The organism is Leisingera aquaemixtae (assembly GCF_001458395.1).
Taxonomy (GTDB): Bacteria; Pseudomonadota; Alphaproteobacteria; order Rhodobacterales; family Rhodobacteraceae; genus Leisingera; species Leisingera aquaemixtae.
The window spans coordinates 195,264-208,650 of the sequence record NZ_CYSR01000002.1; the positions used below are offsets into that span (position 1 = coordinate 195,264).

General features: G+C 64.5%; 15 protein-coding genes and 1 tRNA gene. 9 read left to right on the plus strand and 7 right to left on the minus strand.

Annotated elements, in window-relative coordinates; translation table 11 throughout:
• Window positions 1-102 precede the first annotated feature (102 nt).
• Window positions 103-179 (plus strand) — tRNA-His (locus PHA8399_RS01045).
• A 194-nt stretch (window positions 180-373) separates the two neighbouring features.
• Here PHA8399_RS01045 and PHA8399_RS01050 read toward each other — a convergent pair.
• On the minus strand, window positions 374-730 hold the full coding sequence (locus PHA8399_RS01050; RefSeq protein ID WP_058284355.1) for a hypothetical protein: 357 nt from the start codon (window positions 728-730) through the stop codon (window positions 374-376).
• Between the two features lie 165 nt (window positions 731-895).
• On the opposite strand from PHA8399_RS01050, the gene PHA8399_RS01055 reads away from it, so the two are divergent.
• Entirely contained in the window at window positions 896-1,477 is a 582-nt protein-coding gene (locus tag PHA8399_RS01055; RefSeq protein ID WP_058284356.1) for a hypothetical protein, read from the plus strand.
• A gap of 10 nt (window positions 1,478-1,487) precedes the next feature.
• Here PHA8399_RS01055 and PHA8399_RS01060 read toward each other — a convergent pair whose 3' ends face one another.
• Entirely contained in the window at window positions 1,488-1,793 is a 306-nt protein-coding gene (locus PHA8399_RS01060) for a DUF6476 family protein (protein ID WP_058284357.1), read from the minus strand.
• On the opposite strand from PHA8399_RS01060, the gene PHA8399_RS01065 reads away from it, so the two are divergent.
• The 3 genes from PHA8399_RS01065 to PHA8399_RS01075 all read left to right on the plus strand — a co-directional run bounded on the left by PHA8399_RS01065 (window position 1,792) and on the right by PHA8399_RS01075 (window position 4,703).
• The gene (locus PHA8399_RS01065) at window positions 1,792-2,817 is read left to right on the plus strand and encodes an RluA family pseudouridine synthase (protein ID WP_058284358.1); all 1,026 of its coding nucleotides are present in this window, start codon (window positions 1,792-1,794) and stop codon (window positions 2,815-2,817) included. The two genes, PHA8399_RS01060 and PHA8399_RS01065, sit on opposite strands and share 2 nt — an antisense overlap.
• Window positions 2,818-2,991: 174 nt before the next feature.
• A complete protein-coding gene (gene rpoH / locus PHA8399_RS01070) occupies window positions 2,992-3,888 on the plus strand; it encodes an RNA polymerase sigma factor RpoH (RefSeq protein ID WP_058284359.1) in 897 nt (298 codons plus the stop codon).
• 545 nt (window positions 3,889-4,433) lie between these two features.
• A complete protein-coding gene (locus tag PHA8399_RS01075; RefSeq protein ID WP_008557604.1) occupies window positions 4,434-4,703 on the plus strand; it encodes a DksA/TraR family C4-type zinc finger protein in 270 nt (89 codons plus the stop codon).
• 25 nt (window positions 4,704-4,728) lie between these two features.
• Here the strand turns inward: PHA8399_RS01075 and PHA8399_RS01080 are convergent, their stop codons facing one another.
• The 5 genes from PHA8399_RS01080 to PHA8399_RS01100 form a co-directional block, all read right to left on the minus strand.
• A complete protein-coding gene (locus tag PHA8399_RS01080) occupies window positions 4,729-4,953 on the minus strand; it encodes a hypothetical protein (RefSeq protein WP_027243491.1) in 225 nt (74 codons plus the stop codon).
• Window positions 4,954-5,436: a GNAT family N-acetyltransferase gene (locus tag PHA8399_RS01085; RefSeq protein ID WP_058284360.1), complete on the minus strand. Its 483-nt coding sequence runs from the start codon at window positions 5,434-5,436 to the stop codon at window positions 4,954-4,956.
• A complete protein-coding gene (locus PHA8399_RS01090) occupies window positions 5,436-7,256 on the minus strand; it encodes a M3 family oligoendopeptidase (RefSeq protein ID WP_058284361.1) in 1,821 nt (606 codons plus the stop codon). Before PHA8399_RS01090 ends, PHA8399_RS01085 begins: the two co-directional genes overlap by 1 nt.
• Window positions 7,257-7,415: 159 nt before the next feature.
• Window positions 7,416-8,378, minus strand: coding sequence for an alpha/beta fold hydrolase (locus tag PHA8399_RS01095; protein ID WP_058284362.1), 963 nt, complete (start codon window positions 8,376-8,378; stop codon window positions 7,416-7,418).
• Window positions 8,378-8,668, minus strand: a complete 291-nt coding sequence (locus tag PHA8399_RS01100; protein ID WP_008554433.1) for an SCP2 sterol-binding domain-containing protein — start codon at window positions 8,666-8,668, stop codon at window positions 8,378-8,380. The genes PHA8399_RS01095 and PHA8399_RS01100 overlap by 1 nt, the downstream gene beginning before the upstream one ends.
• 100 nt (window positions 8,669-8,768) lie before the next feature.
• Between PHA8399_RS01100 and PHA8399_RS01105 the strand changes: the two genes are divergently transcribed.
• The 4 genes from PHA8399_RS01105 to fdxA all read left to right on the plus strand — a co-directional run bounded on the left by PHA8399_RS01105 (window position 8,769) and on the right by fdxA (window position 13,097).
• Window positions 8,769-9,335, plus strand: coding sequence for a tetratricopeptide repeat protein (locus PHA8399_RS01105; RefSeq protein WP_058284363.1), 567 nt, complete (start codon window positions 8,769-8,771; stop codon window positions 9,333-9,335).
• Between the two features lie 27 nt (window positions 9,336-9,362).
• Window positions 9,363-12,314: a helicase-related protein gene (locus PHA8399_RS01110; protein WP_058284364.1), complete on the plus strand. Its 2,952-nt coding sequence runs from the start codon at window positions 9,363-9,365 to the stop codon at window positions 12,312-12,314.
• Between the two features lie 7 nt (window positions 12,315-12,321).
• Window positions 12,322-12,696, plus strand: a complete 375-nt coding sequence (locus PHA8399_RS01115; RefSeq protein ID WP_058284365.1) for an RNA-binding S4 domain-containing protein — start codon at window positions 12,322-12,324, stop codon at window positions 12,694-12,696.
• A gap of 62 nt (window positions 12,697-12,758) precedes the next feature.
• Entirely contained in the window at window positions 12,759-13,097 is a 339-nt protein-coding gene (gene fdxA / locus PHA8399_RS01120) for a ferredoxin FdxA (protein WP_027236939.1), read from the plus strand.
• The last annotated feature ends 290 nt before the right edge of the window (window positions 13,098-13,387 follow it).

Below are 13,387 nucleotides of genomic sequence, written 5' to 3' on the forward strand. Positions count from 1 at the left end.
GAAGGTCTCGCATCAGACGTCCGGCAGCCGCGGTTTTCTGCGGCAGAAACGTGAAAAAACCTCTTGCGTGCCTCTGGGACGTGCTATAAATGCCCCCTCAGTGCCGCCTTAGCTCAGTTGGTTAGAGCGCTGGATTGTGGATCCAGAGGTCCCCCGTTCAAGCCGGGGAGGCGGTACCATCCCCCCCCCATCAGAAATCGCCATCCAGGCCGCTCCGAGCACCTTTGTCGGACAGTCCTTCGGTCTTGGGCTGTTGCTGCTGTTGATAGCGGCGGCACAGAGCGTGCTCCGCGATGCCATCGCCGGGTTTCAGTGCCGGAGGAGTGGCGGGAAGCAGGCCGGCCGCCGCCTGAACCAGCGGCCGGCCCCGGCCTCAATCAGCCGTGGTTGTCGTCGTCGTGGTGGTCGTGGTGGTGCCGTCATCGTCGTCGGCAATCACGACCAGGAACAGGGCGCCCGCAATCACCCCGGCTGTGGCGCCAGCCGAAAGGCCGGTCTCCGGCATGCGGCTGGTGCTGGACTGGGCCACGGCTTCGGCACCTGGCGCCTGGCAGGTCACCTGCAGCGAGCCGTTTGGAAGATAGCTGGCGGAAACCGGTACCCCGGCACCGCAGGCCAGACGGCGCTTGGCCTCTTCCAGGGCCGGGTCCGCGGCCTGGGCAAAAGCCGCCTGGCCGGCGAAGGCGAGCGGAATTATCAGCGTGGCCGCCTGCAAGATACTGGTATACATGGATAAACAACCTTATGATTAGGAACGTATTCAGATTAGTTAACGGCTGAGCACCGGGCAATAACGCAGATACCCGGGATCCGGGTTCCGGCAAGATGCCGCGCAGTGCCGCTGCGCGGAGCGGGCGGCGGCGGGTGCTTTCAGCGATGCAGCGGGGGTAACGAGATGCTGAATTCAATTGCCAAGACCTTGACCGCAGGGGTTTCCTGCCTGGGCCTGGCCGCCGCGCCGGCCCTGGCGCAAAGCCCGGGACCGTTTGTTTACACGGTGGTGGTGCCGGGCGGAGAGTTCGGCTCGGCGGCCTTTCTGGCGGAGCTGCTGGCGACGCTGGCTACGGCCAAGGCCTTTTGCCGCGCGACTGGTGATTCGGCGCTGCAGGTCGACTGCCTGTCCGAGCGGCTGGAAGCCGCAGCGGGCATTATTCCCGAGGATACCGATTACGACGAGGTGCGCAGCGTGCTGCAGGACACCTCCGGCAGGCTCAGGCAGCTGGCCCGCCAGAACCGCGATCCCGACCGGCGCCGGGTGACCGTCTCCAGCGCAAGCGACCCGGCAGAGCGCACTAACCGGCCGCTCACGCCGGTGCGCGCCTCGGCTCAGGCGGCGGTCAACCGCGAAGCCGCCCGCATTCTGGATGACGCAGCCACCGTCCTGCTGCGCAGCGCGGAAACGGCGCAGGACCGGCAGACCCAATACGCTCAGATCGCCGCTGCAATCGATTCCAACAAGGTTCTGCTGAGGTCCTGAGCCGGGTGGCTCAGTCCGTGATTTGCACCGTTTGACGCAGCGCGCCGGTCTCGCGGTCGTAGATCAGGATGCGGTTGTCCCGGCTGACCACCGCGATCCAGTCCCGGCCCAGGGTCACCGCCTCTGCCTCCGCTCCGGCGGGCAAGGCGATTTCCGCAGGCAGCGGCGCATCACTTGCCTGCAGGCGGATGACAAGCAGTGAGATTATCACTACAAGCCCGCCAATCATCACCACGGTCAGCGTGGTCACCAGCCGCCGCAGAAACCGGATCTGCGGCGGCTCCGTTTGGATTTCGGTCTCGGAAGGATCAGTCATGGGCAGCCGCCGGATTGAGTTTGTCATCGCGGAAAACCCGCCTAAGCGGCTTGATAAAGCGGTTTCGCGCGATGTGCCAGAGGAGGCCGCCCTGTCGCGCACCCGGCTGGCGCGGCTGATCGGGGAGGGGGCGCTGACCGTGGATGGCGCCGTGGTGCAGGACCCCAAGGCCAACGTGGCGGCTGGCGCGGTTATCGCGATCGAAGTGGAAGAGGCTGAAGACAGCCATATCGGCCCCGAGGACATCCCGCTGGAGATCGTCTTTGAAGACGGCGACCTGATCGTGATCAACAAGCCTGCGGGTATGGTGGTGCATCCGGCGCCGGGCTCGCCTTCTGGCACCCTGGTCAACGCGCTGCTGCATCATTTCGGCGGCAACCTGTCGGGTGTCGGCGGGGTCAAGCGCCCTGGCATCGTGCACCGCATCGATAAGGAGACCAGCGGCCTCCTCGTGGTGGCCAAATCAGATGCCGCGCATCAGGGGCTTGCCGTGCAATTCGAGAAACACACGGTGGAGCGCTACTACCAGGCGGTCTGTTACGGCGTGCCGGACGGCAACGACCCGCGTCTGCGCGGCGTCAAAGGGGCGAGCTTCGAGCCTGGCAATATCCTCAAGCTCACCACTCATTTGGCACGGCACAAGACCGACCGGCAAAAACAGGCGGTGCTGTTCCAGGGCGGGCGCCACGCGGTGACACGGGCCCGCATCTGCGAAAGCTTTGGCAATCCGCCCTGCGCGGCGCTGATCGAATGCTGGCTGGAAACCGGCCGCACTCACCAGATCCGGGTGCATATGGCCCATGCCGGCCACAGTCTGGTGGGCGACCCCACCTATGGCGGCCGCCGCAAGCTGCCCGCCAAAGCGCTGAGCGAGGAGGCGCAGGCCGCAGTGCGGGCGTTCCCGCGCCAGGCCCTGCACGCCGCGGTGCTGGGGTTCGCGCACCCGGTCACCGGCGAACCGCTCAGGTTCGAGGCGCCCCTGCCGCAGGATATGGCGGATTTGCTGGCGGCTTTGCGCCAGTAATTTGCGCCAGTAAACTATCAGCAAATAAGTGTGTTCTGCCCTGTGATGCAATTCACAGACGGCAGCGCCGGCGCTAACATAGAAGAATTCCACAAGCGGTCCTTGAAAAGGACTTAGCGCTAACACATATGCGCTAATGTTAAGTCCTTATACATTTTGGGAGGGACACTTTATATGGCGAATTATGCAAACCTGCCTGCCCCGACGCCCGAAGGCGGCCTGAACCGGTATCTCCAGGAAATCCGCAAATTTCCTCTGCTGGAGCCGGAAGAGGAATACATGCTGGCCAAGCGCTGGGTGGAAGAACAGGATGCGGCCTCGGCCCATAAGATGGTGACCTCCCATCTGCGGCTCGCGGCCAAGATCGCCATGGGCTACCGCGGCTATGGCCTGCCGCAGGCCGAAGTGATCTCCGAGGCGAATGTTGGCCTGATGCAGGCGGTGAAACGCTTTGACCCGGAAAAGGGCTTCCGCCTGGCGACCTACGCCATGTGGTGGATCCGCGCCTCGATCCAGGAATATATCCTGCGCTCCTGGTCGCTGGTGAAGCTGGGCACCACCTCGGCGCAAAAGAAACTGTTTTTCAACCTGCGCAAGGCCAAGGCCCGCATCGGCGCGCTGGAAGATGGCGACCTGCGCCCCGAGAACGTCAAGCGGATCGCGACCGACCTTGGCGTGACCGAGGATGAAGTGATCTCGATGAACCGCCGCATGTCGGGCGGCGACGCCTCGCTGAATGCCACCGTCGGCAGCGAGGGCGAGGGCACCATGCAGTGGCAGGACTGGCTTGAGGATGAAGATGCCGATCAGGCCGGCGATTATGAGGCCCGCGATGAGCTGGAAGCGCGGCGCGAGCTGCTGGCCGAGGCGCTGGACGTGCTCAACGACCGCGAGAAGGACATTCTGACCCAGCGCCGCCTGATGGATCAGGCTGTGACGCTTGAGGATCTGAGCTCGCAGTACAACGTCAGCCGCGAACGCATCCGCCAGATCGAGGTGCGGGCGTTCGAAAAGCTGCAGAAGAAGATGCGTGAACTGGCCAGCGAAAAAGGCATGCTGTCCAGCGTCTGACCTCTGCGTTCCCAAACAGCGTTCAAAGGCGGTGCCGCGGCGCCGCCTTTTTTTTGCGTGCTCGGTGGTGCCGGGCTGCTGGCGGTTGTGCTGGCTTTACGGCAGCAGTGTTTCCCCAATGTTTCGCGCGCGAAACATTGGGTCAGCCTGGCTGACCTGAAGGGCTGGCGGTTGCTGGCGGGGGGACCTGTCTGGCGCGTGCCTGGCCGCTGCGGGCTGGGTGCGCTCAAGCTGGATAGGGATGGCTGGCGAAGCTGCTGGCTGCAAGGCTGGCGCGTGGCTGGCTGAAATCACTCTGGTGGCTGGCGTCGCTGGCGGTCTGGCTGGCCCGAAGGGTGGCTGGAGCGCTGGCTGCTTGCGGCCTGGTGAGTCTGGCTTGCTCGCAATTTCTGTATCCTGTGTATCGGGCGGCACAAGGGCGGTCAAGGGAAAATGCAATAAAATCAAATAGTTGATAGATTTACTCGGTTATTGCCGCCGCAGGGCACTGGTCAGGGCGGCTGTGCGGCCCTACATTCACATCCTCTGGCACAGGAGGAGGAGCCATGGCTGGCGGCTGGGCGCAGGACGGCGCGGTGAATGAGCAGATCGAAGCTTCGATCAATGATGAACTTGCACGCCTGAAGGCGCAAAAGCGCCCGGTGGGCGAAAGCCGGACCCATTGCGCCGAGTGTGAGGAGCCGATCCCGGAAAAGCGCCGCGCCGCCATCCCGGGCGTCAAGCTGTGCATCGACTGCCAGCAGGAACGCGATGGCGCGCATCAGGCGCGCGGCGGCATCAACCGGCGCGGCTCCAAGGACAGCCAACTGAAATAAGCGCTGCCGGCGTCCGGCCGGGCTCTTACCGCCTTCTGCGCCGCAGCCAACGGCGGATCAGCTTTATGTCCATGGCGGCCACCAGAACGCCAAGCGGGACCATCCAGAACCCAAGCACCGGCAGGAACCCGAAGATCCCGCCAAGGATCAGCAGGATACCCAGCACCAGCCTCAGCCCGCGCGGCACATGCGCGCGGACCCAAGCAAAGAACGGGCGGAAGCGGTCTTTGAAACTGTCCTTCCCGGCCACTTAAGGCTCCGCCGCCAGGCTCATCCGCAGAATGTGCTGCGGACCGGCAAGGCCACGAGGGTAGATGCCGCCGGTATCGGCAAAACCGCCCTTCAGGTAGCAGCGGATGGCACCGGGGTTCTGCATGTTGACCGTCAGCACCACCGCGCTGCGCTCCGGGTAGCGGGCGGCAAGATAGGGCTTCAGGGCAAGCACAGCCGCAGTGGCATAGCCTTTGCCCTGATCGCGGCTGTGGATCATAAAGGCGCGCAGGCCCAGCTCATCCGCCCGGGCGAACTCATAGGTCTCGTGATACAGCCGGTCGGTCTTGAAGAAGCCCACCGCGCGGGTGTCGTTGAGGATAGCGTGAAAATCCACGCCCTCCTCATCTTCTTCAAAGGCCTGCGCCACGGTGCCGCTAAAGCGGATCTGATCCGGCGTCACCTGGATGCGGGAGACCAGATCAAATTCGCTGCGGGCCACCGGGCGCAGGCAGAGGCGCATCAGTCCTCCATCGCCTCCAGATCATCAATGAAGCCGGAGATCATGCTGAGGCCCTTGTCCCAGAACTTGGGGTCGGTGGCATCGAGGCCAAAGGGCGCCAGCAGTTCCTTGTGGTGCTTGGAGCCGCCAGCCTTCAACATCTCGAAATACTTGTCCTCGAAGCCTTCGGCGCCGCTCGCATAGACGGAGTAGAGCGCGTTCACCAGGCCATCGCCGAAAGCATAGGCGTAGACGTAGAAGGGCGAGTGCACGAAGTGCGGGATATAGGCCCAGAAGGTCTCGTAACCGTCCATGTACTCAAACGCCTCGCCCAAGGATTCCGCCTGCACCGACATCCAGATGGCGTTGATGTCGTCCGGGGTCAGCTCACCCTCGGCACGGGCGGCGTGCAGTTTGCATTCGAAGTCATAAAAGGCGATCTGGCGCACAACCGTGTTGATCATGTCCTCGACCTTGCCGGCCAAGAGCACCTTGCGCTGCTCCTTGGTTTCGGCCTTGTCCAGCATCTTGCGGAAGGTGAGCATCTCGCCAAAGACAGACGCGGTTTCCGCCAGCGTCAGCGGGGTGGAGGACAGCATCTCGCCCTGTTCGGCCGCCAGCACCTGATGCACGCCGTGGCCCAGTTCATGCGCCAGGGTCATCACGTCGCGCGGTTTGCCCAGATAGTTGAGCATCACATAGGGGTGCACGTTGGTGACGGTCGGATGGGCAAAGGCGCCGGGGGCCTTGCCGGGTTTCACGCCGGCGTCGATCCAGCCGTCCGAGAAGAAGGGGGCTGCGATTTCGCCCATACGGGGGTCAAAGGCCTCATAGGCCTCCATCACCGTCTTTTCGGCCTCGTCCCAGCCGATAATGCGGCTATCCTCCAGCGGCAGCGGCGCGTTGCGGTCCCAGACCTGCATCACGTCCAGCCCCAGCCATTTGCGCTTCAGCTCGTAATAGCGGTGGCTGAGCTTGGGGTAGGCGGCAACCACCGCCTCGCGCAGTGCCTCGACCACTTCCGGTTCAACATCGTTGGACAGGTGGCGGCCGGTCTGAGCGCTGGGCATGCCGCGCCAGCGGTCGATGATTTCCTTTTCCTTGGCTTGCGTGTTGTGGACGCGGGCGAAGGTCTTGATGTTCTCGCCGAAAACCCGTGCCAGTTCGCGGGCGGCGGCCTCGCGCTTGCTGCGGTCCTGCTCGGTCAGCAGGTTCAGGGTGCCTTCGATGTTCAGTTCTTCGCCGTCGACAGTGAAGGTCAGGCCCGCGATGGTCTCATCAAACAGCTTTTCCCACGCATCGCCGACAATGCCGAGGTCGTGCATGAACTTTTCCAGCTCGTCCGACAGTTGGTAGGGCTTCATGGCGCGGATGCGGCGGAACACGCTGGCATAGCGGGCGAGTTCTTCATTGGCCTCCAGATGCGCCTGCATCGCGTCATCTTCGATCCGGTTCAGCTCCAGCGTGAAGAACACCAGCGGGGTGGTGGCGATGGTCACTTTTTCCTGGCAGTCCGACAGGAAGGCCGCGCGGTCCGCGTCGGTGGTCAGCTGGTAATAGCGCAGGCCCGCAAAGGACATGATGCGCCCGGCGATGTTGTTGATCTTTTCGTTGCGCTGCACGCATTCCAGCAGGCCGTCTGCGTCCAGATCCGCCAGCTTGCCCTCGTAGTCGGCGGCAAAGGCGGCGCATTCCTTTTGCAGCCAGTCCAGATCGCGGGCCAGTTCGGGCGCGTCCTCGGAGGTGTAGAGGTCGCTGAGGTCCCATTCCGGCAGGTTGCCGAGGCCGCCGGAACCGGCAGTGGCGTTTGCGTCGCGGACGGGGAAGGGAAGCTGGAACATGGGGGCTCCTGTCATGAGAAATGCTTTGACCCAACATCTAAGCGGCGGCTTGCGGGATCACAAGCAGCCGGGGGCGGATCAGCGCAGGAGAATGACAGAGACGGGTAACGGCCGGGGAAAAGGGGCGCGCGCTGAACAGGCAACGGGATGTCGCGGGGGTCAGCCGCCGTGCTGCTCGAACAGGCGGCACATGCGGGAGAACACATGGGCGCGGATGTCCGGGGTTTCCATCATCACCTCATGCTGGCCGCCTTCGATCAGGTCCAGCTCGCCGCCGGGCCAGCGGTCCATGCGGGCGTGAATGGCCTCGCAGTTGACGATCTGCTCGTCGGTGCCCAGGAAGGTGATGCAGGGCAGCGCGGGGGAGGGCTGCTGCGCCAGCCAGGCGCATTCCTCCAGGCTGACGCGCAGCCATTGGATGGTGGGGCCGCCAAGCGCCAGGTCCGGCTGCGCCTCCAGCTGGGCGTGCATCATCCGGTACATCTCCGGATCGGTGGTCAGGGTGTTGCCTTCAAACGGGGTGACCTGGACATATTGCTCCAGCGCAGTGGTCGGCAGCAGCCGCTCGTGCAGGCGCAGATACGGCGCGATCCCGCTGAGGACGCGCACCAGCGGGCGCATCATCGGCGGGATCTGGATGCCCCACATCGGGCCGGTGAAACAGCAGGCATTGACGTCCAGCCCTTCGATCAGCGCCCGCAAGCCGATGGCGCCGCCCATGGAATGGCCCACCAGGAACCAGGGCCGGGGCAGCTCCAGCTGGTCCGCCAGCGCCGTGAGTGCCTGCACGTCTTTCTGGAAATCGGTGAAATGGCCCACGTGGCCCAGGCGGCGTTCGGCCAGCATCCGCCCGGCCAGCCCCTGGCCGCGCCAGTCCGCGGTGAGGGTGGCATAGCCGCAGGCGGCAAACTCCGCCGCGGCAAGGCCGTATTTCTCGATATACTCAGTGCGCCCGGGGAACAGCAGGACCGTGCCCTTGGCCGTCCCCCCGGGGTGCCAATGGCCCGCACGGATGCGCAGGCCGTCAGCGGTCTGGACCCAATGGGCTGCGCCTTTCTCCGGCCCCTGCGCGATCTCCGCGAACAGGGGGGCGGGCTGCAGCTCCACCGGGGCGCCGTCCATCAGGCCAGCGCCGCCGCCAGCTTCATCGCGGCGCCCATGTCGCCGTCGATGGTTAGCTTGCCGGACATGAAGGCGGCGGTCGGGTTCAGCTCACCGTCCAGGATCGCCTGGAACGTGTCGGCATCTGCGGTCATCGTCACGTCCGCTTCTTCATCGCCGGCACGGGCGCCGGCGCCGTCCAGCATGATGGCGCCCAGGCCTTCGATCTGGAACTTGGCGGTGGAATCGAATTCGCCCGCATCCAGTTTGCCGTTCAGGGCTTCTGCCGCCTGTTCAAGGGTAACGCTCATATCGGTCCTCAATCTATTTTGCGCGCTTATAGCACAAACCTGTGAAGCATGTGCATCCAATACTGGAAAATACAGCGCGCGGGATTACACTGGGGGCATCATGCTGGCAAATTTTCCAAAGCTCAAAGCTATCGTGGCGGCAACAGCGTCCGCTGCCGCGTTTTCCCTCTCCGGGCAGGCGCTGGCGCAGGCCGTGCCGGCCGATGTGCTGCTGCAGGATCTGGCCTCTGCCGGCGCAACGGAGGCTGCGGCGATTGACCGCGAGCTGCAGGCGCTGTGGGCCAAAAGCGGCTCGCCCTCCATGGACCTGCTGCTGCGGCGCGGCACCGACGCGATTGAACGCGGCGATCTGCAGCAGGCGGCAGAGCATCTGACGGCGCTGACAGACCATGCGCCGGAGTTCGCCCGCGGCTGGTATGAGCGCGCGCGGGTCTATTTCGCGATGGGGCTTTACGGCCCGTCAGTTGCCGACCTGGAGCGCGCGCTGGCCTTGAATCCCAAGGATTACAACGCCATCTACGCGCTGGGCGCGCTGTTCGAACAGTTCCGTGAGCCTGCGCGCGCCTATCAGGCCTACCAGCGCGCCAAGGCTATACATCCGCACCACGAGGAAGTAAGCAGCGCCCTCGAACGTCTGAAGCTCTCTGTCGAGGGCAGGGAACTCTAAGCCCTCTCGGGGGCGGGGGCTGAAGCAATGGCAAGCGCATCGCGGATCGTGGCCGTCCTGGGCCCGACCAACACCGGCAAAACCCATTACGCCATCGAACGCATGCTGGGCTACCGCACCGGGGTGATGGGATTCCCGCTGCGCCTGCTTGCGCGCGAGGTCTACGACAAGGTGGTTGCGGCCCGCGGGCCCTCGGTGGTGGCGCTGGTCACCGGCGAGGAGCGCATCGTGCCGCCGCGGGCGCAGTACTGGATCTGCACGGTGGAGGCGATGCCCGAGGGCATGGGCTGCGACTTCCTCGCCATCGACGAGATCCAGCTCTGCGCCGACCCGGAGCGCGGCCATGTCTTCACCGACCGGCTGCTGCGCGCCCGCGGCACGTTGGAAACTCTGTTCCTGGGCGCCGACACCATGCGCGGCCCGATTTCGGCACTGGTGCCGGGCGTCGAGTTCCACCGCCGCGAGCGGATGTCCGATCTGGTCTACACGGGTTCGAAAAAGATAAGCCGGATGCCGCCGCGCACCGCCATCGTCGGGTTCTCGGTTGATAATGTCTATGCCATTGCCGAGCTGATCCGCCGCCAGAAGGGCGGCGCGGCGGTGGTTATGGGGGCGCTTTCCCCGCGCACCCGCAACGCCCAGGTGGCGCTCTACCAGAATGGCGAGGTCGATTACCTGGTCGCCACCGACGCCATCGGCATGGGGCTCAACCTCGATATCGACCATGTGGCGTTTTCCTCCACCACCAAATTTGACGGCCGCCGGATGCGCCCCTTGGCGCCCAATGAACTGGCGCAGATCGCAGGCCGCGCCGGCCGCGGCATGAGCCACGGCACCTTTGGTGTTACCGGCGATGCCCGGCCGCTGGATGAAGGCACCGCCTCGGCGGTCATGAACCACCAGTTCACGCCGCTGAAAAAACTGAACTGGCGCTCTGCCGATCTGCAGTTCGGCACCGTCGAGGCGCTGATCAACTCGCTCGAATCAAGCCCCTCGAACGAGCATCTGACCAAGGCGCGCGAGGCCGACGACCTGGGCGCGCTGAAGATGCTGTCGCGCGAATCCGCCATCATCGCCCGCACCACCAATGCGCAATCGGTGAAACTGCTGTGGGATGTCTGCCGGATTCCCGACTTCCGCGGCATCAGCCATGCGGAACATACCTCGCTTCTGGGCGTTATTTTTGAGCATCTGCACGGCGGCGGTGTGGTGCCGGACGACTGGTTGGCCCGCCAGATCAAGCGGATTGACCGGACCGACGGCAACATAGATACCCTGTCCAAGCGTCTGGCCTTTATCCGGACGTGGACATATGTCGCGCAGCGGAATGGCTGGCTGCGTGACGAAAGCCATTGGCGCGGGGAGACGCGCGCTGTAGAAGACAGACTGTCAGACGCGCTGCACGAGCGCTTGACTCAGCGATTTGTGGACCGGCGCACATCCGTGCTTCTGCGCCGGCTCAAACAGAAGGAGGCCCTTTTGGCCGAAGTGAATGACAAGGGTGAAGTGACGGTCGAAGGCGAATTCGTCGGCCGTCTGGAAGGGTTCCGGTTCAGCCCGGACAAAGGCGCGCAGGGTGCTGAGGCAAAAGCCTTGAAAGCGGCCTCGCTGCAGGCTTTGGCGCCGCAATTCCATCTGCGTGCGGACCGGTTCTATAACGCACCCGATACCGAGATCGATTATACCGAGCAGGGCGGCCTGATGTGGGGCGGCGATGCGGTGGGCAAGCTGGTGGCCGGCGCGGACGCGCTGAGCCCGCAGATCGAGGTGTTCGTCGACGACGCCGCCGGGCCGGATGTCGCCCAGAAGGTTGAGCGCCGCCTGCTGCATTTCATCACCCGCAAGATCAACGCGCTGTTCGAGCCGCTGCTGAACCTGCAAAAGGACGAAGAGCTGACCGGCCTGGCGCGCGGTTTTGCCTTCCGGATGGTCGAAAACCTCGGCGTGCTGCCGCGTGCAGGCGTTGCGCAGGAGGTGAAGGATCTGGATCAGGACGCCCGCGGCGCGCTGCGCAAGCACGGCATCCGCTTCGGCCAGTTCACCATCTTCATGCCGCTTCTGCTGAAGCCTGCGCCGACGCGTCTGCGCCTGGTGCTGTGGTCGCTGGCCAACGGTCTGCAGGACTTCCCCGAGGCGCCGCCGCCGGGCCTGGTCACCGTGCCGTCGATCAAGGACGCGCCCGAGGGCTATGACACCATGTGCGGCTACCGTGCCGCAGGCGAGCGGATGATCCGCATCGACATGCTGGAGCGCCTGGCCGACATGCTGCGCGCCGAAGACAGCCGCGGCGGTTTTGAAGCCAAGGCCGACATGCTGTCGATCACCGGCATGACGCTGGAGCAGTTCGCCGACCTGATGCAGGGCCTGGGCTACAGCGCCGAGAAGGGCGAGCGCCAGAAGGTCAAGCCGGTGGATGCCGTCGTGACCGAAACCGGCACCCCGTCCGAAGACAAGCCGGTGATGGACGCCGCCGCAGAGGTCGAGAACACGCCTGCTGCCGCACCGGCAGAAGAAGGTGAAGCCGCACCCGCGGACGTGCCCGCAGGCACCGAAGCGATCGAAGATGCAGGCGTTGCCCCGGTGGCCGAGGAACCGGCCGAGCCGGTGGCTGAGACGCCGGTTGCAGAGACTGCTGCGGCTGAAACCCCGGTGGGCGAAGCGGCCGACGCCGCGCTCGACGCAGCGGAGACGGAAGTCTTTTACACCTTCACCTGGGGCGGCACCCGGGGCGGCCGCCAGGGCGGCCAGCGCCAGCAGAACCGCCGTCCGCAGGGCGACGGCAAACCGGGCGGCAAGGGCAAGCCGCGCGGCGGCAAAGGCGGCGGCGAAGGCGGCCACGGCAAACCGGGCCGCAAGGGCGGTCCGCGCCAGGACAAGGGCGCCAAGACCTATTCCTCGCGTCCCGCCAAGAAGGAAAAGCAGATCGACCCGGACAACCCCTTTGCCGCTGCGCTGATGGGGCTGAAACAGGGCGACTGATCCGGCCATGGCCGACGGCGCGCCCCGGATCCGCATCGACAAATGGCTGTGGTATGCGCGGTTTTTCAAGACCCGCAGCCTGGCCGCCAAACAGGTCGGCGCGGGCCATGTGCGCGTCAACGGCACCAAGGCATCGAAACCGGCTCAGAACGTCTCCCCCGGGGACGTTCTGACCTTCGCCCAGGGCAAGGTGATCCGCGTGGTCCGCATCGAGGCCACCGGCGAACGCCGCGGCCCGGCGCCGGAAGCGCAGGCCCTTTATTCCGACATGACGGAAAAGCAGGAAAAAATTCCGGCCAATCCCAGGTTCGAAGGAAAAGGCCGCCCGGACAAAAAAGCCCGCAGGGCGCTTGATCTTACTCGCAAGCAGGATACCCTTTGACGGCTTGAAGCCTTGGCCGGTCTGGATTAGCTAGGCGCAAACGGATAACGGGACTCGGTACTATGACCTATGTCGTGACGGAAAACTGCATCGCCTGCAAATACACCGATTGTGTCGAGGTGTGCCCGGTGGACTGCTTCTATGAGGGCGAGAACACCCTGGTGATCCACCCCGACGAATGCATCGACTGCGGCGTCTGCGAGCCGGAATGCCCGGCGGACGCGATCCGTCCGGACACCGAGCCGGACATGGACAAGTGGGTTGAATTCAACCGCAAATACTCTGAAATGTGGCCGGTGATCGTGTCCAAGAAGGACCCGCTGCCCGACGCCGAAGAACGCGACGGCGAAGAGGGCAAGATGGAGAAGTATTTCTCCGAGGCACCCGGCGAAGGCGGCTGATTCTCCCTCCTGCGCAGCGATGGCGCAATTGTGCAAAAAACCGCCGCATTGCATAGGGATTTTGCGGTCCCTGACCAGCGGGCTGTCTTTCAGGCGGCCCATTTTTATGATATACTCAGGCCACAATAGGCAAAAGAAATCGGAGTCCGCCCCGGGCGCACGCCTTAAGCGGTGCGTACTTTGGGCGGTATTTCTGCGAAGAAAATGTCCCGGGGACTGGTCCAGACGAACTGGCCGGAGTCCGGTGCTTTTTCGCGTTAATGCCGGTGCCGCCCGGCTGTGAGTGAGGA

Excerpts from the sequence above, each read along its gene's own strand:
- PHA8399_RS01105 (WP_058284363.1), top strand. The coding sequence starts at position 8,769 with ATGCTGGCAAATTTTCCAAAGCTCAAAGCTATCGTGGCGGCAACAGCG.
- PHA8399_RS01100 (WP_008554433.1), bottom strand. The coding sequence starts at position 8,668 with ATGAGCGTTACCCTTGAACAGGCGGCAGAAGCCCTGAACGGCAAACTG.
- rpoH (WP_058284359.1), top strand. The coding sequence starts at position 2,992 with ATGGCGAATTATGCAAACCTGCCTGCCCCGACGCCCGAAGGCGGCCTG.
- PHA8399_RS01075 (WP_008557604.1), top strand. The coding sequence starts at position 4,434 with ATGGCTGGCGGCTGGGCGCAGGACGGCGCGGTGAATGAGCAGATCGAA.
- PHA8399_RS01060 (WP_058284357.1), bottom strand. The coding sequence starts at position 1,793 with ATGACTGATCCTTCCGAGACCGAAATCCAAACGGAGCCGCCGCAGATC.
- fdxA (WP_027236939.1), top strand. The coding sequence starts at position 12,759 with ATGACCTATGTCGTGACGGAAAACTGCATCGCCTGCAAATACACCGAT.
- PHA8399_RS01085 (WP_058284360.1), bottom strand. The coding sequence starts at position 5,436 with ATGCGCCTCTGCCTGCGCCCGGTGGCCCGCAGCGAATTTGATCTGGTC.
- PHA8399_RS01110 (WP_058284364.1), top strand. The coding sequence starts at position 9,363 with ATGGCAAGCGCATCGCGGATCGTGGCCGTCCTGGGCCCGACCAACACC.
- PHA8399_RS01065 (WP_058284358.1), top strand. The coding sequence starts at position 1,792 with ATGGGCAGCCGCCGGATTGAGTTTGTCATCGCGGAAAACCCGCCTAAG.
- PHA8399_RS01055 (WP_058284356.1), top strand. The coding sequence starts at position 896 with ATGCTGAATTCAATTGCCAAGACCTTGACCGCAGGGGTTTCCTGCCTG.
- PHA8399_RS01115 (WP_058284365.1), top strand. The coding sequence starts at position 12,322 with ATGGCCGACGGCGCGCCCCGGATCCGCATCGACAAATGGCTGTGGTAT.
- PHA8399_RS01095 (WP_058284362.1), bottom strand. The coding sequence starts at position 8,378 with ATGGACGGCGCCCCGGTGGAGCTGCAGCCCGCCCCCCTGTTCGCGGAG.
- PHA8399_RS01050 (WP_058284355.1), bottom strand. The coding sequence starts at position 730 with ATGTATACCAGTATCTTGCAGGCGGCCACGCTGATAATTCCGCTCGCC.
- PHA8399_RS01090 (WP_058284361.1), bottom strand. The coding sequence starts at position 7,256 with ATGTTCCAGCTTCCCTTCCCCGTCCGCGACGCAAACGCCACTGCCGGT.